Source organism: Enterococcus sp. JNUCC 77, from assembly GCF_054819945.1.
On record NZ_JBTHIG010000001.1, the window covers coordinates 1 to 21,682 of the forward strand.

Consider the following 21,682-nt stretch of genomic DNA (forward strand, 5'->3'; position numbering starts at 1 on the left):
TTGACCTCAGTACAAGATCTGTGGAAGGAATTAAAAGCTAGCTACAAAGAGGACTTGAATCCTGCTAGCTATGACGCATGGATAGAAACCGCAAATCCATTGTCTTTAGATAATCAACAATTAACGATTGAAGTAACTAGCGATCTTCATAAAACCTATTGGGAGAAAAATCTAGCAGCAAAAATCGTTGAAATCGGTTATAAGATAACCGGTGAAGAAATTATGCCTATTTTTATTACACCAGATCAAGCACCACAGGTAAGTATTGCTAAAAAAGTAGAACCAGAAATACCGGCTGCCAAAAGTACTGTGAAAAAAAGCATGCTGAATCCTAAATACACGTTTGATACGTTTGTTATCGGAAAAGGCAATCAAATGGCTCATGCTGCTGCCCTAGTTGTTGCTGAATCACCAGGATCTGTTTACAATCCGCTATTTTTCTATGGTGGTGTTGGTTTAGGAAAAACCCATTTGATGCACGCCATCGGTCATCAAATGCTTGAAATCAATCCAGAGGCAAAAGTTCGCTATGTCTCCAGTGAAACTTTTACCAATGATTTCATTAAATCTATTCAAAACAAAACATCTGAGGAATTTCGGCAAGAGTATCGTAACGTTGATCTATTGTTAGTCGATGATATTCAATTTTTTGCTGATAAGGAAGGAACACAAGAAGAATTTTTCCATACCTTTGAAAATCTTTATAATGATAGTAAACAAATTGTTTTAACGAGTGATCGTTTACCTAATGAAATTCCAAAGCTGCAAGATCGGTTAGTTTCCCGTTTTGCTTGGGGCTTATCAGTGGATATTACACCACCAGATTTAGAGACTCGAACAGCCATTTTACGGAAAAAGGCCCAAGCAGAGAATTTAGAAATTCCTGACGATACTTTAAGTTATATTGCCGGTCAAATTGATTCCAATATTCGTGAACTAGAAGGTGCTTTGGTTCGTGTTCAAGCTTTTTCAGCGATGAACAAGACTGAAATTACAACAAGTGTGGCGGCAGATGCCCTGAAAAGTTTAAAAGGAACTGGAAATACACAATTGTCCATTAGTAAAATCCAAGATGAAGTGGCAAAATATTACCACGTCCATGTCAAAGATTTAAAAGGGAAAAAACGTGTCAAAACTATCGTTGTGCCACGCCAAATTGCTATGTATCTATCGAGAGAAATGACGGACAGCTCGTTGCCAAAAATTGGTGCTGAATTTGGTGGGAAAGATCACACAACTGTGATTCACGCCCATGAGAAAATTGCTCAGTTAGTAAAAAAAGACAATCAATTCCAACAAGAAATTGCTGAACTGAAAAATCTACTCTTAAATTAGCTGTGAATAAGTGTGGAAAAATTAAATTTTTATGCACAGCTTTTCCACATGTTAAAAACCCTGTAGAATATAGCATTTTTTAAGTTGTCCACATGATACACAGGACCTACTACTATTACTATTAATTTTACTAATAAATAAATATATAAGGAGTCGCAACCAAATGAAATTTACAATCAATCGTTCTCGCTTCATTCAAGAGCTACAAACAGTCCAAAGAGCTATCTCTTCTAAAACAACCATTCCGATTTTAACTGGGGTAAAAATTGTTTTAACCAGTGAAAGTTTAAATCTGACTGGGAGTAATGCTGATATTTCAATCGAAACTTTCTTAGCTGTTGATGATGAGAAAGCTCAAATGATGGTTGAATCACCTGGAGAAATTGTTTTACAGGCACGTTTTTTCAGTGAAATTATTCGTCGTTTACCAGAAGATACATTTACTTTAGAAGTTTTAGATAACTACCAAGTAGCAATTACTTCAGGTGCAGCTGAGTTTACCGTTAATGGTTTAGACGCCGATAATTATCCACACCTACCTGTTGTGGAAGAACAAAATCAATTAAAATTACCTGTCCACATGTTGACAAAGTTAATCAGCGAAACCGTTTTTGCTGTTTCTGCTCATGAAAGTCGACCAATTTTAACTGGGGTTCACTTTACTTTAGATAATGGTCAATTATTAGCGGTTGCTACTGACTCTCATCGCTTAAGTCAAAGAATCGTACCTATTGAAAATGCGACAGCTGATTTTAATATCGTGATTCCTGGTAAGGCATTAGTGGAGCTTTCTCGTTCACTACCTGATGAAGAAGCTGAAATCGAAGTTTCAATTATGGATAACCAAGTTTTATTTAAAACGCCAACTATGTATTTCTATTCTCGTTTGTTAGAAGGAAATTATCCTGATACCAATCGTTTAATTCCTAACAGTTTTAACACTGAAATTAATTTTTCTGGACCAGCTTTATTAGCAGCAATTGAACGGGCATCGCTACTTTCTCATGAAGGCCGCAATAATATTGTTCGTCTAGCCATCAATGCAGATTCAGTGGTTCTATTTGGGAACTCACCAGAAATCGGAAAAGTTGAGGAAGAATTGGTTTATGAAGAAGTCACTGGTGATCCATTAGAAATTTCATTTAATCCAGATTATATGAAAGCCGCTTTAAGAGCTTTTGGTGATATGAGTATTAAAATTCGTTTCATTTCGCCGATTCGTCCATTTACTTTAGAGCCAACTGAAGGAGAAGCGTCATTTATTCAATTAATTACTCCAGTTCGAACAAACTAAGCTAAGAAATAACTTAGTTAGAAACAAATGTTATTCATTTGTTCCACAAATTTCTTGAAAATATTCTAAAATAAGAAAAACGAGAGTAAAAGGTCTTAAATTTAATTTTAAGACCTTTTACTCTTTTCTAAGGAAAAAACCTTAAAACGATCAAAATTGCTTAAATCGAAAAATAAGCTAGCTAAATTTGTTTTATCCTTAGAAAAAGGGTATAATATAGAGGTGTTTCTGAAATGAAAATGAGGGATGAATGTGAAACAAAAAATTTTTCTAGAAACAGAGTACATGACACTTGGCCAGCTGTTAAAGGAGATTAATCTAATCTCTAGTGGTGGACAAGCGAAATGGTTTTTAGCAGAAGAAACAGTCTTTGTAGATGGTGAACCAGAAAATCGCCGCGGTCGAAAGCTCTACTCGGGAATGATGATTGAGATTCCTACAGTAGGTACTTTTTTTATGACCAGAGATAAAAAAGATGCAGCTGAATAAGCTAGAACTGACAAATTATCGAAATTACGCTTCGTTGAGTATGGAATTTCCTAACCGATTAAATATTTTCCTAGGTGAAAATGCCCAAGGAAAAACCAATTTATTGGAAAGTATCTATGTTTTGGCTTTAACACGAAGCCATCGTACCAATAGTGAGCAAGAATTGATTGGTTGGCAGGATGATTTTGCTAAAATTGTTGGCCGAATATCACGAGGAAGCTCAGAAGTTGAATTGGAGTTACAGCTAACAAAAAAAGGCCGTAAGTCAAAAGTTAATCATATCGAGCAAAAAAAACTCAGTAGTTATATCGGTCAGTTAAACGTAATTTTATTTGCGCCAGAAGACTTGTCTTTAGTCAAGGGTTCGCCGCAAGTCAGACGTCGTTTTATTGATATGGAATTAGGGCAAATCAATCCGATCTATTTGTATGATTTGGCGCAGTATCAACAAACTTTAAAACAGAGAAATCTATATTTAAAGCAATTGTCAGAAAAGAAAGCCAATGATGAGATTTATTTAGACGTTTTAAGTGAACAACTAGTCGATTTTGGCAGTAAAGTTTTGGCACAGCGTTTGAAATTCATTAAACAGTTGGAATACTGGTCAAATGAATTGCATCAAAAAATTACCAATAAAAAAGAACAGCTACGGCTGGCTTATCAAGCGAGCTTTCCGATTGACTCGGAAGATCCAACAATTATTGCGGAAGTTTTTTTAGCAGAGTTAAAGAAAAATCGCAGCCGTGAATTATTTAAAGGGAACACTTTTATTGGACCACATCGTGATGATTTGCATTTTTTTGTGAATGATTTAGATGTCCAAGTTTATGGTTCTCAAGGGCAACAACGAACGACCGCATTAAGCGTTAAGCTTGCAGAAATTGATCTAATGAAACAAGAAACGGGTGAATACCCTTTGTTATTACTTGATGATGTGATGAGTGAACTAGACGACAGCCGTCAAATTCACTTACTAGAGACGATTGAGAATAAAGTTCAGACGTTTTTAACAACGACAACTTTAAACCACGTTAAAGGCAAATTAACGGTTCATCCAGACATTTTTCAAGTATCTAATGGTCAGATTGAAAGGAAAGAGAATTAAATGGCAGAAGAAGAAAAAAGTTTACAAGAACGAGCGCTTGAATACGACGCCAGCCAGATTCAGGTTTTAGAAGGCTTAGAGGCCGTTCGTAAGCGTCCAGGTATGTATATTGGTTCTACTTCAACGGAAGGTTTACATCACCTTGTGTGGGAGATTGTCGACAATTCGATTGATGAAGCTTTAGCAGGTTTTGCCACACATATTCATGTGGTGATTGAAGCAGATAATAGTATCACTGTCAGTGATGATGGCCGAGGAATTCCGGTTGATATCCAAGCCAAAACTGGTCGACCAGCGGTTGAGACAGTTTACACTATTTTACATGCTGGCGGTAAATTCGGCGGTGGCGGATATAAAGTTTCTGGTGGTTTGCATGGTGTCGGAGCGTCAGTAGTTAATGCTTTATCTAGTAGCTTAGATGTCCGTGTTTTCAAAAACGGCAAAATTTATTTCCAAGAATATCGTCGTGGTGCAGTAGTTGACGATTTAAAAGTTATCGGTGAAACGGAAAAACATGGGACTCAAGTTCATTTTATTCCCGATACTGAAATTTTTACTGAAAGTATTGTTTTTAATTTTGATAAATTAGCAACACGGGTAAGAGAACTAGCCTTTTTAAATCGTGGTTTAAAAATTTCGATTGAAGATAAGCGTGAAGAAACACCTGTCTTGAAAGAATACCATTATGAAGGCGGAATTAAGAGCTATGTTGAGCACTTAAATGCTAGTAAATCAGTTATTTTCCCAGAACCAGTTTTTGTTGAAGGTGAACAGCAAGATATTATTGTAGAAGTAGCTATGCAATATACCGACGGTTTCCATACAAATATTTTAAGTTTTGCTAATAACATTCATACTTATGAAGGTGGGACTCATGAGTTTGGTTTCAAAACAGCCTTGACTCGGGTCATCAATGACTATGCCCGCAAACAAAAAATTATGAAAGACAATGATGAAAATCTTTCTGGTGAAGATGTTAGAGAAGGGTTAACTGCGGTTATTTCTATCAAGCATCCAGAACCACAATTTGAAGGACAAACCAAGACTAAATTAGGTAATTCTGAAGTTCGAACCGTAACCGATCGTTTGTTCTCGGAAAATTTCACGAAATTCTTGATGGAAAATCCTTCTATCGGTCGTCAAATCGTTGAAAAAGGTATGTTAGCGGCTAGAGCGCGTTTAGCTGCCAAAAGAGCCCGTGAAGTGACTCGCCGTAAAGGTGCCTTAGAAATTTCTAACTTACCTGGGAAACTGGCTGATTGTTCATCAAATGACCCAGAAAAATGTGAATTATTTATCGTCGAAGGAGATTCAGCCGGTGGATCAGCTAAACAAGGTCGTGACCGAGAATTCCAAGCAATTTTGCCAATTCGCGGAAAAATCCTAAATGTTGAAAAAGCCTCCATGGATAAAATTTTAGCCAACGAAGAGATTCGTTCTTTATTTACTGCAATGGGTACCGGTTTTGGTGCCGATTTTGATGTAGCTAAAGCTCGTTATCATAAATTAGTTATTATGACCGATGCTGATGTCGATGGTGCCCATATTCGGACCTTGTTATTAACGTTATTTTATCGTTACATGCGCCCAATTGTTGAAGCAGGTTATGTCTATATTGCACAACCACCTTTATACGGAATTAAACAAGGAAAAAATATTACGTATATTCAACCAAGCAAAAATGCTGAAACTGAATTACAAGAAAAAATCGATGCTCTACCAGCTTCACCAAAACCAAACGTCCAACGTTATAAAGGTTTGGGAGAAATGGATGATCATCAACTATGGGAAACTACGATGGATCCAGAAAATCGCTTGATGTTACGAGTGAGTGTAGAAGATGCGATTGAAGCCGATCAAGTTTTTGAAATGTTGATGGGCGATCGGGTAGAACCACGCCGGGCCTTTATTGAAGAAAATGCCCACTATGTGAAGAACTTAGATATTTAATGAGGAGGATCAATTTTGGAAGATAGAAGAGAGAATATTCAAGACGTCAATCTAACCAGTGAAATGCGAGAATCCTTCATTGATTATGCCATGAGTGTGATTGTTGCCCGTGCTTTACCAGATGTGCGGGATGGATTAAAACCAGTTCACCGTCGTATTTTATACGGTATGAATGAACTAGGAGTGACACCTGATAAGCCTCATAAAAAATCAGCTCGGATTGTCGGCGATGTAATGGGGAAATATCATCCCCATGGTGACTCAGCAATTTATGATTCAATGGTACGGATGGCGCAACCTTTTAGTTTCCGTAATATGTTGGTAGATGGCCATGGAAACTTCGGTTCAGTCGATGGTGATGGTGCAGCAGCGATGCGGTATACGGAAGCCCGTTTAAGTAAAATTGCGATGGAAATGCTACGAGACATCAATAAAGATACAGTTGATTTCCACGGTAACTACGACGATAGCGAACAAGAACCAGATGTTTTACCAGCTCGTTTTCCGAATCTTTTAGTCAATGGAGCAACTGGGATTGCCGTAGGGATGGCGACTAATATTCCACCCCACAATTTGCGAGAAGTCAGTCAAGCAGTGGGTTTATTGATGGAGAATCCGGATGCAACAACAGCTGAATTAATGGAATGCGTTCCTGGACCAGACTTTCCAACAGGTGGTTTGGTGATGGGAAAATCCGGCATTCGCCGGGCTTATGAGACAGGTCGCGGTTCGATTACAGTTCGAGCAAAAGTTGAAATTGTTGAACAAAAAAATGGTAAAGAAAGAATTTTAGTCACTGAATTACCATATATGGTCAATAAAGCGAAATTAATCGAACGAATTTCTGAATTGCATCGTGACAAACGGATTGAAGGAATTACTGATTTACGAGATGAATCTTCTCGTGAAGGTATGCGGATCGTGATAGATGTCCGCCGTGATATGAGTGCATCAGTTATTTTGAATAATTTGTATAAATTAACATCATTACAAACATCATTTAGCTTTAACATGTTGGCGATTGAAAATGGCGTACCAAAAATTTTAAACTTAAAACAAATTTTGGTGAACTATATTGAACATCAAAAAGTAGTTATTATTCGTCGGACTAATTTTGATAAACGCAAGGCTGAAGCAAGAGCACATATCTTAGAAGGATTAAGAATTGCGCTAGATCACATTGATGAAATTATTGCGATTATTCGTGGTTCTGAATCAGATGATGTAGCAAAAAGTACCTTAATAGAACGCTTCGAATTGTCTGATCGACAAGCACAAGCAATCCTAGATATGCGTTTACGCCGTTTAACAGGCTTAGAACGTGAGAAAATAGAAAATGAATACCAAGAGCTGCTGAAAACAATCAGCGACTTAGAAGACATTTTAGCCCGTCCTGAGCGAGTGATTGAAATCATCAAAACTGAATTAGGAGAAGTTTCTCAAAAATATGGTGATGATCGCCGAACTGAGTTATTAGTCGGAGAAGTATTAAGTTTAGAAGATGAAGATTTAATTGAAGAAGAAGATGTCGTGATTACATTAACCAATAATGGTTATATTAAACGAGTAGCGTCAAGCGAGTTCAGAGCCCAACGTCGTGGCGGCCGAGGTGTTCAAGGAATGGGCATTCATGATGATGACTTTGTTAAAAATCTTGTCTCATGTTCAACTCATGATACGCTGTTATTCTTCACTAATACTGGTAGAGTCTACCGCGCCAAAGGGTACGAAATCCCTGAATACGGTCGAACTGCTAAAGGGATTCCAATCATTAATTTATTAGAAGTTAATTCTAATGAGACCATTCAAGCAGTCATTGCAGTTTCTGGACAATCGGATAAAGATCATTTCTTATTCTTTGTTACTAAGAAAGGGACAGTAAAACGGACAACGGTTAATGCTTTTTCTAACATTCGCAGTAATGGTTTAATTGCGATTGGCTTGAAAGAGGAAGACGAATTAGTTAATGTTTTACAAACCAATGGGGAAGAAACAATTATTTTAGGTACCCATGCTGGTTACTCAGTGACCTTTAAAGAAGTCAATGTTCGAGATATGGGCCGAACTGCTAGTGGTGTTCGTGGTGTTCGTCTAAGAGATGACGATTACGTAATCGGCGCGGCAGTCTTGAAAGAAGATCAAGAAGTTTTAGTCATTACTGAAAATGGATATGGTAAACGTACTAAAGCTTCTGAGTATCCAATCAAAGGTCGTGGTGGTAAAGGAATTAAAACGGCTAATATTACTGCTAAAAACGGACCATTAGCTGGTTTAACTAGTGTCAGTGGTGATGAGGATATTTTATTAATTACCAATAAAGGTGTGATTATACGCTTTGATATAGCAGCTGTCTCTCAAACTGGGCGGGCAACTTTAGGTGTACGCTTAATGAAGATGGAAGACGATGCAAAAGTAGTCACCATGGCAATTGTGGAAAAAGAAGAATTGATTGAAGAAACCGATTCAACTGAAGTGATTGAAACAATTGAAGAAAATTCGGATTCACAAGAATAAAAAAATAATTTTTTCAGCTGGGAATTAAATTTTTCCAGCTGTTTTTTTGTACTTTTCAGACAAAACTTTTATTACTAGCATGAGCTTATTTATGGTCTAAAATTAATTATAGTGTGGCAAATCCGCTGTAAATTAGCCACTGAGAAATAATTATTACCAGGAAAAAAGTGAGTAGAGAGATTTATTTAAAACAAATGCTACAGAAGAATTTAAGGAGTATTTTACAGAAACAGAATGACAAAGACTAATGAAACGTTATATATTACTGGTTTTATTTTATATAATGGTTAATCAGATTGGTAAACGGCTGATTGCTTATTTTTAGAAATGTTTATTTTTACGTGATTAAATAAAAATAATTTGATTGTTTTTCGTATCTTATTTATGAAACTTGATTTTTGCAAGAGCAAAGTGTATAATGAATGATTGTGAGTATCTATATTTTTAGATAACTCTCCTTACTCTTAAGAAAGCTTAAGGGTCCAAAGTCCATAGGGAGGTGAAAATCAATGAACACGAAGTATGAAATCACATACATCATTCGTCCAAACATTGATGAAGAAGCAAAAACTGCTTTAGTAGAACGTTTTGATACGATCTTAAAAGATAACGGTGCCGAAGTTATCGATTCTAAAGATTGGGAAAAACGCCGTTTAGCGTACGAAATTAACGGCTTCAATGAAGGTATCTACCACATCATCAATGCAACTGCTCCAACTTCAGTTGATGCATTAAACGAATTTGATCGTCTTGCAAAAATCAATGACGACATTATCCGTCACATGATCGTTAAAATTGAAGAGTAATTGTTTCACGTGAAACAGTTAAAGAGAGAGGAGCTGGCTTTACTTGATTAATAATGTTGTTTTAGTAGGTCGTTTAACTAAGGATCCCGATTTACGCTATACATCTAGTGGTCAAGCTGTAGCAACTTTTACCGTAGCGGTTAATCGTAATTTTACGAACCAAAGTGGTAATCGTGAAGCAGACTTTATCAATTGTGTAATTTGGCGTAAAGCAGCTGAAAATTTTGCGAACTTTGCTCGTAAAGGTTCACTTATTGGTGTGACTGGTCGAATTCAAACGAGAAATTATGAAAATCAACAAGGACAAAAAGTTTATGTAACCGAAGTGGTTGCAGACAATTTCCAAATGTTAGAACCGCGCGGAGCGAATGAGCAACGCCAACCAAATCCTAACAATAATATTGGTAATACTGCGAATGCTGGTGGCAATAATTTCAACAACAATTTTGATCAAGGACAAGCACCACAACAGTCAGCAAATAACAGCATGCCGAATTTCGATCGTGACAGTGATCCATTTAGTGGTTCCGCGATTGATATTTCAGATGATGATTTACCATTCTAACAATTGATAGGAGGGAAACAGGATGGCACAACAAAGAAGAGGTCGCAAACGTCGTAAAGTAGACTATATTGCAGCGAACCATATTGAATATATTGATTATAAAGATACTGAATTATTAAAACGATTCATTTCAGAACGTGGTAAAATTTTACCTCGTCGTGTAACAGGCACAAGCGCTAAAAACCAACGTAAAATTACTATCGCAGTTAAACGCGCTCGTATTATGGGTCTTTTACCATTTGTTTCAGAAGAATAAATTAAAAATAATGAAGATTAGCTGAAAAGCTAATCTTTTTTCTTATATCTTTTTATTATTTATGATATAATTTATAAGAAATCAGAAAATAGAAAAGAGGAAAAATAATGAAATTTAGTGCTCGCAATCAAATTAAAGGTAAAATCACTAATATTAAAGAAGGTGCCGTAAATGGTATCGTAACAATCGAAATTGCAGATGGACAAGAGATTGTTTCATCAATTACTATGGATTCAATTAAATCTTTAGGATTAGAAGTTGGAAAAGAAGCTTATGCAATTGTCAAAGCAACATCAGTAATGGTTGGCGTTGACGAATAATATGCAGACAGGAATCGATTGGCTCGTTGCTAATCGATTCTTTTTTTTGAAAATAATTGTAAGTTTCACGTGAAACATAGAGTCTCGCCTCAAAGCATAGAATGTGGTAAAATAAGGCTTGTTAGGAGGTTTTATATGAGAAAAACTGCCAACTTAAACTGGCCTTTTTTAATCTTCTTAGTTCTATTGGTAATGCAATTTTTGGCAATTGCTTTTTTACCAATTAATCTTATTACCATAATAATTGTTGTTTTAATTGACATAATGCTATTAGGTTTTTTGTTTGTTGAGCGTAATAATGTCATGATTACTAATCAACAAAAAATTACTCAAGCGAGTCAAGTTGCTGAGGATGCTCTTACCTATGTTTCAAAAGAAATGCCTGTGGGGATTATTGTTTGGAATGAAAAACAAATGTTTACTTGGACCAATCCCTATATCACAGATAAGATTTCAGAATTAAATCAAGCTGATCAACAAGATATGGTCAATGAATTAATTCAGCGAAATGAAAAAGAGAAATATAATTACCGACTGGATGATACCATATTTCGTTTCAACTTAGATTTAGATAAGCGAATTGTTTACTTGATTGATATTACCAAAGAAGTTGATTTGGAAAAACAAGAGAAGAATTTGCAATCAGTTGTCGGTATATTATCTGTGGATAATTATGATGATGTGACAGATAAACGAGATGACAAAGAAATATCTTACGTCAACTCGTTCATTACAACTATTATATCTGACTGGATGGATTCTTATCAAATTTATTACAAACGAATCAATGCTGAACGTTTTTTCTTTTTAGCACGTTACGAAGATTTAGAGAAAATGATTGAAGACAATTTTGATCTGTTAGAACATATTCGCATTTCGGCTGAAAAAGAAGATATGGTATTAACCGTTAGTATGGGTATTAGTTATGGTAAATCATCTTTAGAGGTCATTGGTGATACGGCACAAAATAATTTAGATATTGCTCTAGTACGAGGCGGTGATCAGGTTGTTGTACAAGACACGAGCGATGGGTCTAGACCGATATTTTATGGTGGTAACTCTGCAAGTGCAACAAAAAGAACTAGAGTCAGATCGCGGGCAATGTCGACGGCTTTAAAAAATGTGTTTAAACAAACTGGGAATGTTTTTGTGATGGGACATCGTTTTCCTGACATGGATGCGATTGGTTCGGCTTTTGGTGTCGCTTGCTTAGCACGTTTCCATGATAAGAAAGTCCAAGTTGTGATTAATGAAAAAGAAACAATTCCTGATGTGGAGCGTTGTCTGGCTGAGATTCACAAAAGTGGGGAATTAGAAGGCTTATTAATTTCTCCAGAAGCAGCAAAACGCCAACGTAAAACAGGAGATTTATTAGTTATGGTTGATTACCATAGGCCATCACTATCGATTTCTCAAGAATTATATGAACAGTTTGATAATATCGTGATTATTGATCATCATCGTCGCGGTGAAGAGTTTCCAGAGAACTCTTTGTTGACTTATATTGAGTCTTCAGCTTCCTCAGCATCAGAGTTGGTGACTGAATTAATTCAATTTGAAAGTAATGATCATCAACGGATGTCTAAACTGGAAGCAACTTTATTATTAGCGGGTATTACGGTGGATACGAAGAATTTTGCTGTTCGCACGACATCAAGAACTTTTGATGTAGCAAGTTATTTGAAAACTTGTGGGGCAGATGCTTCTTTAGTACAATATTTATTAAGTACTGACATTCAATCGTATCTTGAAATTAGTAAGCTGATTGGTGAGAGTGAATATGTCAGCAAAGATATCGTCATCGCAACTGGAAGTGACACGAAACAATATGACAGTGTTACAGCTGCTAAGACGGCGGATACTTTAATGGCTATGGTGGACATCAATGCTGCTTTTGTGATCGTCAAACGTGAAGATGGTGTCACAGCTATTTCAGCTCGAAGTGCAGGCAATATCAATGTACAATTGGTGATGGAAGCATTAGGCGGAGGAGGTCATTTTACCAACGCAGCAGCTCAATTAGCTGATACCACCATTGAAGGCGCAAAAGAACAATTATTAGATGCGATTCACAAGCAATTGTCAGAAGGAGAGGAAGATTAGAATGAAAGTAATTTTTCTAGCAGATGTAAAAGGCAAAGGTAAAAAGGGCGAAGTTAAAGAAGTACCGACTGGCTACGCGCAAAATTACTTACTGAAAAATAATTTAGCTAAAGAAGCTAATAAAGGTGCAATTGCGGAATTAAGTGCTCAGAAGAAAGCACAAGATAAAAAAGATGCCGAGAACCTAGCAGCTGCTCAAAAGCAAGCTGACTTTTTAGCCCAAGAAGATACAGTTGTAGAATTAACGGCTAAAGCAGGGGAAGATGGCCGACTGTTCGGTTCGATTCCATCAAAACAAATTGCAGATGGCTTGAAAAAACAATATGATTTAAAATTGGACAAACGAAAAATTGAATTGGAAAATCCAATTCGTGCATTAGGCTATACGAATGTACCGGTAAAATTACACACTCAGGTGAGTGGTGTGATTAAAGTCCACGTCGTTCAAGAATAAAAAGAAAGACTTGAGATACCTATAAATTAGGTTTCTCAAGTCTTTTTTATTTGATTTCAGTGACTAATTTTGCAATTGCTTGTTGTTGATATTCAGCAGTTGCTTCTGCTTGAATTTGTTTTTGTTGATCAGCAGTTAAGCTAGGATTTGCCATCAAGGCGGTTTTTATCCTGTCTGTTACAAAAGCTTGTGCTTCTGTTTGCATGTTTGCTTGATTTTCTTCCACTTGTTTAGCTAGCTTTTTTGCTTGGGTAGTACTTAAAACGAGCCAGTTATCAGAAACATCAAATGTATTTATTTCTTTGATCTTTTCTTTATTTTTACTAGTTAAACCAAAGAGTGTTTTTATTGTATCATTTTGATAAACCCAACGTATTTTTTTCGTAACAATTTGATTGTTAGCAGCGTGTTCGTTCACTTTGTTGGTGACTTTATCCGTACCAGTTTGACTTAATTTTTTTTGTGATTCATTGGTTTTATACAAATAAATTTTTTCTGTACCATTACCTAAAGGCTGATATAAAAGCATGTTGACTGGTGAATTGGGACTACTAGATTTCAATGTTTTTGTGGTTGTCACAGTTTCTTTTTTCATACCGTAATGATATTGATCATTTGCGACAATTAAACCAAGACTTAAAATAAAAACTCCTGCAAAAATGACCGATAGAAATGTTTGCCAAGTTTTTTTAGCAAAAATATTAGTAAAGGCAAAGGCGACAACACTTAATACAGTAATCAATAAAATCATTTTGCTACGCCTCCTTTAACAAGAACTTCTTTTTTCTTTAAGAAGAAGGTGATAGCAAAACCAACTAATCCAAATGCTACGGCTGTATAAAAGGCTGCATGATAGCCAGACAAAGTAGCGTTAAGGGCTTGATGCTTGTATTGCAATGGTAAAGCTTTTAATAAACCATTAGAAGGTAAATTCCCTTTAGTAACATTTGTTAAAATACTAATTAAAATAGCTGTCCCGATGGAGCTGGCAATTTGGCGGAAAGTATTATTCACTGCTGTACCATGAGAAATTAAGTTCATTGGCAGAGCATTCATCCCAGAAGTTGTGACGGGCATCATGACCATTGAAATCCCAAACATCCGGATGGCGTATAAAATTACAATCATGGCAATTGGTGTTTCAGCTGTTAAAAAGGCAAAAGGTAAAGTTGCTGCCGTTAAAATAAACATGCCGCTAATGGCTAAGCGTTTGGCACCATATTTATCAAAAATAGCACCAGTAATTGGCATCATTGGTGCCATTACCAAAGCACCTGGTAATAACATTAAGCCAGAATGAAAGGCTGATTCACCGCGAATATTTTGAATATATAATGGAAGTACTAGTTCGGCTCCTACCATGGCCATATTAACTACCCCAGATAAGATAGCAGCGATTGTAAAGGTAGGGGATTTAAATACCCGTAGTTCTAAGAATGGGTGTTCAGAATGCAATTGACGCCATGCAAAAGCTATAATTACCACAACACCGACAAATAAAAAGCCTAATACTTTAGCACTGCCCCAACCATCATCTCCAACAGAAGAGAAGCCGTAAAGTAAGCTACCAAATCCAATCGTTGATAGTAAAGCAGATAAAACATCAATTGTAGGATGTGTTAATTGGATGACGCTCTTCATTAAGAAGAAAGCCAAGATTAAAACTAACACCACAATCGGAATAACCATTCCGAAAAGATCTCGCCATTGATAATTATCAATAATAAAACCAGATAAAGTTGGTCCCAAGGCAGGTGCAAGTCCGATAACGATCCCGCTCATTCCCATGGCGGAACCACGTTTTTCAGGTGGGAAAATCGACAACATAATGTTTTGTAATAAGGGCATTGAAATACCAACACCAGCTGCTTGTACTAAACGTCCAGTTAACAAAATAACAAAGCTAGGAGCGAAGAAACAAATGATTGTTCCTGCTAAAAAGATGCTCATGGCTCCTAAATAAAGTTTCTTTGATTCGAAACGATTAATTAAAAAAGCACTGATGGGGATCATAATCCCATTGACTAGTAAGAAACCAGTCGTCAACCATTGGACACTTGAGGCTGAAATGTTAAAAGCCTTCATTAAAGTTGGGAAGGCTGTTGTTAGTAAAGTTTGATTCAAAACCGTACAAAATGTTCCAATTAATAAGACCATTACTAATAAGGAACGATTGTAAGGTTTTCCATAAATATCGACCGTTTGAGATTTACTCACGATCTTCACATCCTCTCTTGTGAAAATTTTCTGAAATATTAATATCCGTTTGTTAATTTACTGCTACTTGTGATTTTTGTCAACTTACTTGACACGCTTGATAGAGAAAGTATAATTTATAAATGAAATGAGGTGCACTGAATGAAAAAATCGACGGTCAGACAATTATTGGAAAGCGATGATTTAGTAGTCGGTATCAGTGAATTAAGTAAAATGACAGAAGTCTCTCCTCGCCAATTGCGTTATTGGGAGGAAAAAGGTTATATCGAATCGATAGATACAGAAAATAAAGGCAATCGTCGTTATCGTTTGCCGGTTGTGGTAAAAGTTGAAATGATTAAAAGTTATTTAGATGAAGGTTTTACTTTGACTACTGCAGTTGAAAAAGCTCAAGAGCAGCAACGGGATATTCATCAGGCGAAAATTTTATTTCATTTAATTTATCGTGGCATCAACACTTTTAATGATCGCTATACAACTGTTCATTTGGCTGGTTTTGAAGGAGAAGAAGAGCTTTTATTGATTCGTGATCAGTTAACAGAAAAAGTATATTTTGAAGTTTTGCCGAAAAATTATTCCCTTTCTAATGATGATTTAAGCAATTTCATGAAAAATAATGAAGGTTAGATGAGGAATTTACTGGAACTTATTGACTAGTTTCTTTTCATCTGTTACTTTGATTGATAAAAATAAAATCAATCAAGGAGTGGTAACGAACAATGTCTAATTGGGAAACGAAATTTGCAAAAAAAGGATTAACCTTTGATGATGTGCTATTGATTCCAGCGGAAAGTCATGTATTGCCAAATGAAGTAGACATGAGTGTCAAATTAGCAAAGAACTTGCAATTAAATATACCGTTAATGAGTGCTAGTATGGATACTGTAACGGATAGTAAAATGGCAATTGCCATGGCGCGCCAAGGTGGTTTAGGCGTGATTCATAAAAACATGAGCATTGCAGACCAAGCAGACGAAGTTCGTAAAGTAAAACGTTCAGAGAGCGGCGTAATTATCGATCCGTTCTTCTTAACACCAGAACATAAAGTACAAGACGCTGAAAACTTAATGAGTCGTTATCGTATCAGCGGTGTGCCAATTGTTGAAACAATGGAAAATCGCAAATTAGTTGGAATCATTACCAATCGTGACATGCGTTTTGTGACAGATTACAATCAACAAATCTTCCAAGTAATGACTAAAGACAATCTAGTGACGGCACCGGTTGGGACGAAACTAGAAGATGCTGAAGTCTTATTACAACAACATAAAATTGAAAAATTACCGATTGTTGATGAAGATGGTCGTTTGAGTGGTTTAATTACAATTAAAGATATTGAAAAAGTAATTGAATTTCCTAATGCTGCCAAAGATGAACATGGTCGCTTGTTAGTAGCAGCTGCTGTTGGTGTGACGAGTGATACTTTTGAACGCTCTGAAGCATTGATTAAAGCAGGTGTTGATGCAATTGTCATCGATACTGCCCACGGTCATAGTGCTGGTGTTATTCGTAAGATTTCTGAAATCCGCAAAACTTTCCCAGAAGCGACTTTGATTGCTGGAAATATTGCGACAGCTGAAGGTGCAAAAGCTTTGTATGATGCTGGTGTAGACGTGGTAAAAGTTGGTATCGGTCCTGGTTCAATTTGTACAACTCGAGTAGTTGCGGGTGTTGGGGTTCCTCAATTAACGGCTATTTACGATGCCGCTTCAGTGGCGCGTCAATATGGTAAAGCAATTATTGCCGATGGCGGTATCAAATATTCTGGTGATATTGTAAAAGCTTTAGCTGCCGGCGGACATGCTGTAATGCTAGGTTCAATGTTAGCCGGAACGGATGAATCACCAGGTGAATTTGAAATTTATCAAGGCCGTCGCTTTAAAACATATCGTGGCATGGGTTCATTAGGTGCGATGGAAAAAGGCTCAAGTGATCGTTATTTCCAAAGTGGTGTAAATGAAGCTAATAAATTGGTTCCTGAAGGAATAGAGGGTCGTGTAGCATACAAAGGTGAAGTTTCAGACATTATTTTCCAAATGACTGGCGGATTAAAAGCTGGTATGGGTTATGTTGGAGCGGCGAATTTGAAAGATTTACGAGACAATGCCCAATTTGTTCAAATGAGTGGCAATGGCTTACGGGAATCACATCCTCACGATGTTCAAATCACAAAAGAAGCACCAAACTATTCAGTAGAACAATGATATTTTTAGAGTTAAGCTTGTGCTTAGCTCTTTTTTTATTGGAATTTTACGAAAAGGTGTATAATGGCGAAAATGTCAGGAGTGATTATCATGAAAGAAATAGTCTCTAACCAAGATACCGTTCGTTCAGGTTTTTTAGACCCTAAAGCACCACCAGCAGTTGAAATTGATTCTGGTGAAACGGTTAGTTACGTTAACACATGGACTCATTGGGGCAATGAAGCAACTTATGGGTTGGATTTTGCCTCAAGAGAGCCGTTACGTCATAAATATCCTAAAGGTCCTTATTCAATGAATGGCCCAGTAGTAGTGAAAGAAGTACAGCCAGGCGATATTTTAGAAATAAATTTGACTAAATTACGACCAATTAGTTGGGGGTGGAACTCATTTCCTTTAGGTGTCGGTGCTTTACCTGAAGATTTTAAAGAACCTTATTTGCATTATTTTAAGTTCAATGAAGCCCGGACGCATACTCATTTTGTTAAAGGGGTGAGTTTTGATTTACGACCTTTTTTAGGAGTGATTGGCGTAGAGCCAGCAGGTGAAGAGGAAACCAGTGCGATTCTAGCAGGAAATTACGGAGGAAATTTAGTGTTGCCGCAATTTGCTGTGGGAGCAACACTTTTCTTGCCGGTTTTTAAACCAGGTGGACGTTTGTGGATTGGAAATATTAATGCCCGAGAAGGCGAGGGTGTGGTGGATCAAACTGGAATTGAAACAGCAGCAGAACGCTTAGATCTGAAGGTAACAATTCGTAAAGGTAGCATCAAAGTACCAGTCGTTGAAACTGAAGATGCTTGGTATACTTTTGGTTTTTCTGATGAAAGTTTAGATGATGCTTTAGTTAATGGTTTAAGAAATGTAATTGATTGGCTGTCGATTACCACTGATTTAGATGAATCAGAAGTTTATTCTTTAGCTTCAATGGTGATGGATTTCAGAGTGACACAATATGCGAACCAAATTCAGACAGCTTATGCCACTAAACCGCCAAAAGAAATTCATGTTAAAATTCCAAAAAATGTTTTCGACCAAAAATTAACTCAACAAATCAACCAATCCTTGCGAGGTGAAAAAAATGAATAATCAAGATTACATGGAAATCCATCAATTAATTACTTTGGCTGATCAATATGCCAATCAGCGAAAAGTTAAAGAATATCTTGCTTTGTTTACAGAAGATGGTGAAATTACCGGAGTTTTAGGTAGTACTACAGGTCAAGAACAATTGGCTAATTTTATTGCTCGCACTTGGGAAAAAGAGTCCGATGATCTTCACCTTACGAACTCAATCATGATTACACAGCTAACAGATCAGACCGCGGAAGCGACTTCGATTTTGTTAATTGTCGAAAAAGAAAACAAAACGATTGCTGACGTTAGCCAAATTAACCATCGTTTAGTAAAAATTGATGGTAGTTGGAAATTTACTCAACGCAAGATTGGCTAATTTTCGCCATATTTTTATGATTTATTCCTGTTTTTTTCTGAATAGTTTGCTAAAATAAGCGACAGACGAAAAAAATGATAACAATAAGGTGTCGATTAAGTGAAGAGTAAAAAAATAATGAAGTGGCTTACCACCAGTGCAGTGATTATTACCAGTATCTTTTGGTATTTTATTCAACTGCAGCCAGATAGCAGTCAAGCCAGTGATACAAAAACACTCAAAGTTACCGTAAATGATACAAGCGACTTTATAAAAAAAACACCAACAACCGAGGAAAAACAGTTTTATCAAACAATGCAAACTACGCTAGAAAATCAAGCTCAGCAAATCGATGGTGAAATTGCCGTTACATATTTGGATTTGGCAACTGGTCAAGAAACTTCTATTAATGGTGAACAAACTTTTGTAGCTGCCAGCACAACAAAAGTTCCATTAGTAATGCTGATAAGCGATCAAATAGCTGCTGGAAATCTATCTTGGGAGCAAGAAATTCCCTATCAAGAGGCTTTCTTTGAATCAGGTACGGGTACGATTCAAAATGACATTCAGCCTGCTTATACAGTCGAGGAATTAACTGAACTTGTAATTACAGTATCTGATAATATTGCCAAAAATATGCTCTATGATTTAGTTGGCGGTTATGAGACAGGCGTAAAAGATTGGTATGTTACTTATTTAAAGCGTCTAAGCAATGGCGAAAATACAATCAGTTCTGCTGATATGGCGAAGCTTCTAGCGATTTTAAATGCGCATGCAGCTGATAATCAAGGTTATCAAAATTTGATTAAGGACATGCAACAAACTATTTTCAATGAACGTTTGGCAACTGAGAATACTGTCAATCAAGTAGCCCATAAAATCGGGACCAACGATACGTATGTTCATGATGTAGGCATTTTTTATGGTGAACATCCTTATATATTAACGGTGTATACCAATCAAGTAACCGATGCCGAGATGGTGATATCAACAATTTCAGATGCAGTATGGCAAACTCAAATGAATTATCCCAAACAAAAAGATTGATTGAATCAAGTATCGATTCAATCAATCTTTTTCCTGTTATTAAGCTTCTTTGGTAATTACGCGCACATTACCCATGTAAGGAACCAACGCTTCTGGAACAGTCACAGAACCATCCGCATTTTGGTAATTTTCTAAAATGGCAGTAACTGTCCGACCAACAGCTAAACCAGAACCGTTTAGAGTGTGGGCATATTGGACTTTACCATCTGCATCGCGGTAACGAATCATTGCGCGACGGGCTTGGAAATCTTCACAGTTAGAGCAAGAGCTGATTTCGCGATAAGTATTTTGAGCAGGTACCCAAACTTCTAAGTCATAAGTTTTCGCTGCACTGAAGCCCATATCACCAGTTGATAACGTAATTACGCGGTATGGTAATTCTAGTTTTTGTAAGATGTCTTCAGCATTTTCGACCATTTTTTCCAATTCATCATAAGAAGTATCTTTGTCGGCAAATTTTACCATTTCAACTTTGTGGAATTGATGTAAACGAATTAACCCACGCGTATCGCGACCAGCACTACCAGCTTCAGAACGGAAAGAAGGAGACATTGCCGTAAAGTAAATCGGTAAGTCACGGCCTTCTAAAATTTCGTTAGCATAATAATTAGTTAATGGCACTTCAGCAGTTGGAATCAAAGTCAAATCGCGGTCTTCTACTTGGAAAACATCTTCTTTAAATTTGGGAAATTGACCAGTCCCAAACATTGCTTGGCTGTTTACCAAATAAGGCGTAATCATTTCAGTATAACCGTGTTCATAAATATGTTGATCCAACATAAAGTTATAAACAGCGCGTTCTAAGCGAGCGCCTAAACCTTTGTAATAAACAAAACGGCTACCAGCAACTTTTGCTCCCCGTTCGAAATCTAAAATATCTAAAGCTTCCGCTACTTCATAATGGGGTTTTGGTTCAAATTCAAAAGTTGTTCGTTTTCCCCAACGACGATTTTCTACATTGGCATCTTCATCTTCACCAATCGGTACATCGGCATGAGGCAAGTTAGGTAAAGTTGTTGCAATTTCAGTTAATTGTGCATCGATAGCAGCTACTTCTTCGTCAAAGTCTTTAATCTTCACACCGACTTCTTGCATTTCAGCAATTTTCTCATCGGCATTTTGTTTTTCACGTTTTAAGTTGGCAATTTCATTGGAAACGTCATTACGATATTTTTTAAGCTCTTCGGTTTTGACTAAAAGCTCGCGGCGTTTTTCATCTAGATCAATAAATCTAGTTAAAACGTCAGCTTCTACACCTCGAGTCGCTAATTTTTCTTTGACCTCTTCTACATTATTACGAATCATTTTTACGTCTAACATTTTCCTTTTCCTCCTTTAAAATAAAAAAACACCGTCTCATCCCTATTGTCTAGGGACGAAACGATGTTGAATTTCGCGGTACCACCTTAGTTCAGCTGAAATCAGCTGCTCCTCGTAGCAGATATCGGTTGCTGGCCGGCTTCTCTTTCAAAAAGCACAGAATAATGAAACTGGATTTCCTAACCTTTAACTGTTGATTTTCACCCACCATCAACTCTCTAAAAAGAAAAGGGAAGTACTTGGTTTCCTGCTTGTTATGAATTGACTACAGTAT

The 21,682-nt window shown here is 36.7% G+C and carries 20 protein-coding genes; 17 read left to right on the forward strand and 3 right to left on the reverse strand.

Going from position 1 to position 21,682, the window contains the following annotated elements; all coding sequences use genetic code 11:
• Window positions 1–18 precede the first annotated feature (18 nt).
• The 12 genes from dnaA (at window position 19) to rplI (ending at window position 13,191) form a co-directional block, all read left to right on the forward strand.
• The gene (gene dnaA / locus ACVWNY_RS00005) at window positions 19–1,335 is read left to right on the forward strand and encodes a chromosomal replication initiator protein DnaA (protein ID WP_454071864.1); all 1,317 of its coding nucleotides are present in this window, start codon (window positions 19–21) and stop codon (window positions 1,333–1,335) included.
• A gap of 163 nt (window positions 1,336–1,498) precedes the next feature.
• The gene (gene dnaN / locus ACVWNY_RS00010) at window positions 1,499–2,629 is read left to right on the forward strand and encodes a DNA polymerase III subunit beta (RefSeq protein ID WP_218327404.1); all 1,131 of its coding nucleotides are present in this window, start codon (window positions 1,499–1,501) and stop codon (window positions 2,627–2,629) included.
• A 252-nt stretch (window positions 2,630–2,881) separates the two neighbouring features.
• Window positions 2,882–3,118, forward strand: a complete 237-nt coding sequence (gene yaaA, locus ACVWNY_RS00015; RefSeq protein WP_218327405.1) for a S4 domain-containing protein YaaA — start codon at window positions 2,882–2,884, stop codon at window positions 3,116–3,118.
• Window positions 3,105–4,223 (forward strand): DNA replication/repair protein RecF, encoded by a 1,119-nt coding sequence (gene recF, locus ACVWNY_RS00020; RefSeq protein WP_218327406.1) that lies wholly within the window; start codon window positions 3,105–3,107, stop codon window positions 4,221–4,223. Before yaaA ends, recF begins: the two co-directional genes overlap by 14 nt.
• The gene (gene gyrB, locus ACVWNY_RS00025; RefSeq protein WP_218327407.1) at window positions 4,224–6,173 is read left to right on the forward strand and encodes a DNA topoisomerase (ATP-hydrolyzing) subunit B; all 1,950 of its coding nucleotides are present in this window, start codon (window positions 4,224–4,226) and stop codon (window positions 6,171–6,173) included.
• 15 nt (window positions 6,174–6,188) lie between these two features.
• On the forward strand, window positions 6,189–8,687 hold the full coding sequence (gyrA, locus tag ACVWNY_RS00030) for a DNA gyrase subunit A (RefSeq protein ID WP_438719138.1): 2,499 nt from the start codon (window positions 6,189–6,191) through the stop codon (window positions 8,685–8,687).
• 509 nt (window positions 8,688–9,196) lie between these two features.
• The gene (gene rpsF / locus ACVWNY_RS00035) at window positions 9,197–9,493 is read left to right on the forward strand and encodes a 30S ribosomal protein S6 (RefSeq protein WP_218327408.1); all 297 of its coding nucleotides are present in this window, start codon (window positions 9,197–9,199) and stop codon (window positions 9,491–9,493) included.
• Window positions 9,494–9,536: 43 nt separating this feature from the next.
• Window positions 9,537–10,058: a single-stranded DNA-binding protein gene (ssb, locus tag ACVWNY_RS00040; RefSeq protein ID WP_218327409.1), complete on the forward strand. Its 522-nt coding sequence runs from the start codon at window positions 9,537–9,539 to the stop codon at window positions 10,056–10,058.
• 22 nt (window positions 10,059–10,080) lie between these two features.
• Window positions 10,081–10,314, forward strand: a complete 234-nt coding sequence (rpsR, locus tag ACVWNY_RS00045) for a 30S ribosomal protein S18 (protein ID WP_218327410.1) — start codon at window positions 10,081–10,083, stop codon at window positions 10,312–10,314.
• A gap of 107 nt (window positions 10,315–10,421) precedes the next feature.
• Entirely contained in the window at window positions 10,422–10,634 is a 213-nt protein-coding gene (locus tag ACVWNY_RS00050) for a TOBE domain-containing protein (protein ID WP_218327411.1), read from the forward strand.
• Window positions 10,635–10,769: 135 nt separating this feature from the next.
• Window positions 10,770–12,737 (forward strand): DHH family phosphoesterase, encoded by a 1,968-nt coding sequence (locus ACVWNY_RS00055; protein ID WP_438719135.1) that lies wholly within the window; start codon window positions 10,770–10,772, stop codon window positions 12,735–12,737.
• A 1-nt stretch (window position 12,738) separates the two neighbouring features.
• The gene (gene rplI, locus ACVWNY_RS00060; protein ID WP_218327413.1) at window positions 12,739–13,191 is read left to right on the forward strand and encodes a 50S ribosomal protein L9; all 453 of its coding nucleotides are present in this window, start codon (window positions 12,739–12,741) and stop codon (window positions 13,189–13,191) included.
• A 46-nt stretch (window positions 13,192–13,237) separates the two neighbouring features.
• On the opposite strand, the gene ACVWNY_RS00065 is transcribed toward rplI, so the two are convergent.
• On the reverse strand, window positions 13,238–13,942 hold the full coding sequence (locus tag ACVWNY_RS00065; protein WP_454071478.1) for a DUF4811 domain-containing protein: 705 nt from the start codon (window positions 13,940–13,942) through the stop codon (window positions 13,238–13,240).
• Entirely contained in the window at window positions 13,939–15,408 is a 1,470-nt protein-coding gene (locus ACVWNY_RS00070) for an MDR family MFS transporter (RefSeq protein ID WP_218327415.1), read from the reverse strand. The genes ACVWNY_RS00065 and ACVWNY_RS00070 overlap by 4 nt, the downstream gene beginning before the upstream one ends.
• Window positions 15,409–15,549: 141 nt before the next feature.
• Between ACVWNY_RS00070 and ACVWNY_RS00075 the strand changes: the two genes are divergently transcribed.
• The 5 genes from ACVWNY_RS00075 to ACVWNY_RS00095 all read left to right on the forward strand — a co-directional run bounded on the left by ACVWNY_RS00075 (window position 15,550) and on the right by ACVWNY_RS00095 (window position 20,088).
• The gene (locus ACVWNY_RS00075) at window positions 15,550–16,035 is read left to right on the forward strand and encodes a MerR family transcriptional regulator (protein WP_218327416.1); all 486 of its coding nucleotides are present in this window, start codon (window positions 15,550–15,552) and stop codon (window positions 16,033–16,035) included.
• A 92-nt stretch (window positions 16,036–16,127) separates the two neighbouring features.
• Window positions 16,128–17,612, forward strand: a complete 1,485-nt coding sequence (gene guaB / locus ACVWNY_RS00080; protein ID WP_218327417.1) for an IMP dehydrogenase — start codon at window positions 16,128–16,130, stop codon at window positions 17,610–17,612.
• A gap of 90 nt (window positions 17,613–17,702) precedes the next feature.
• On the forward strand, window positions 17,703–18,698 hold the full coding sequence (locus tag ACVWNY_RS00085) for an acetamidase/formamidase family protein (protein ID WP_218327418.1): 996 nt from the start codon (window positions 17,703–17,705) through the stop codon (window positions 18,696–18,698).
• Window positions 18,691–19,062 carry a nuclear transport factor 2 family protein gene (locus tag ACVWNY_RS00090; protein ID WP_218327419.1) on the forward strand — a complete coding sequence of 124 codons (372 nt, stop codon included), beginning with the start codon at window positions 18,691–18,693 and terminating at the stop codon, window positions 19,060–19,062. The genes ACVWNY_RS00085 and ACVWNY_RS00090 overlap by 8 nt, the downstream gene beginning before the upstream one ends.
• A gap of 117 nt (window positions 19,063–19,179) precedes the next feature.
• Window positions 19,180–20,088, forward strand: coding sequence for a serine hydrolase (locus tag ACVWNY_RS00095; RefSeq protein ID WP_218327420.1), 909 nt, complete (start codon window positions 19,180–19,182; stop codon window positions 20,086–20,088).
• A gap of 39 nt (window positions 20,089–20,127) precedes the next feature.
• Here the strand turns inward: ACVWNY_RS00095 and serS are convergent, their stop codons facing one another.
• Window positions 20,128–21,408, reverse strand: coding sequence for a serine--tRNA ligase (serS, locus tag ACVWNY_RS00100; protein ID WP_454071479.1), 1,281 nt, complete (start codon window positions 21,406–21,408; stop codon window positions 20,128–20,130).
• Window positions 21,409–21,682: the final 274 nt, after the last annotated feature.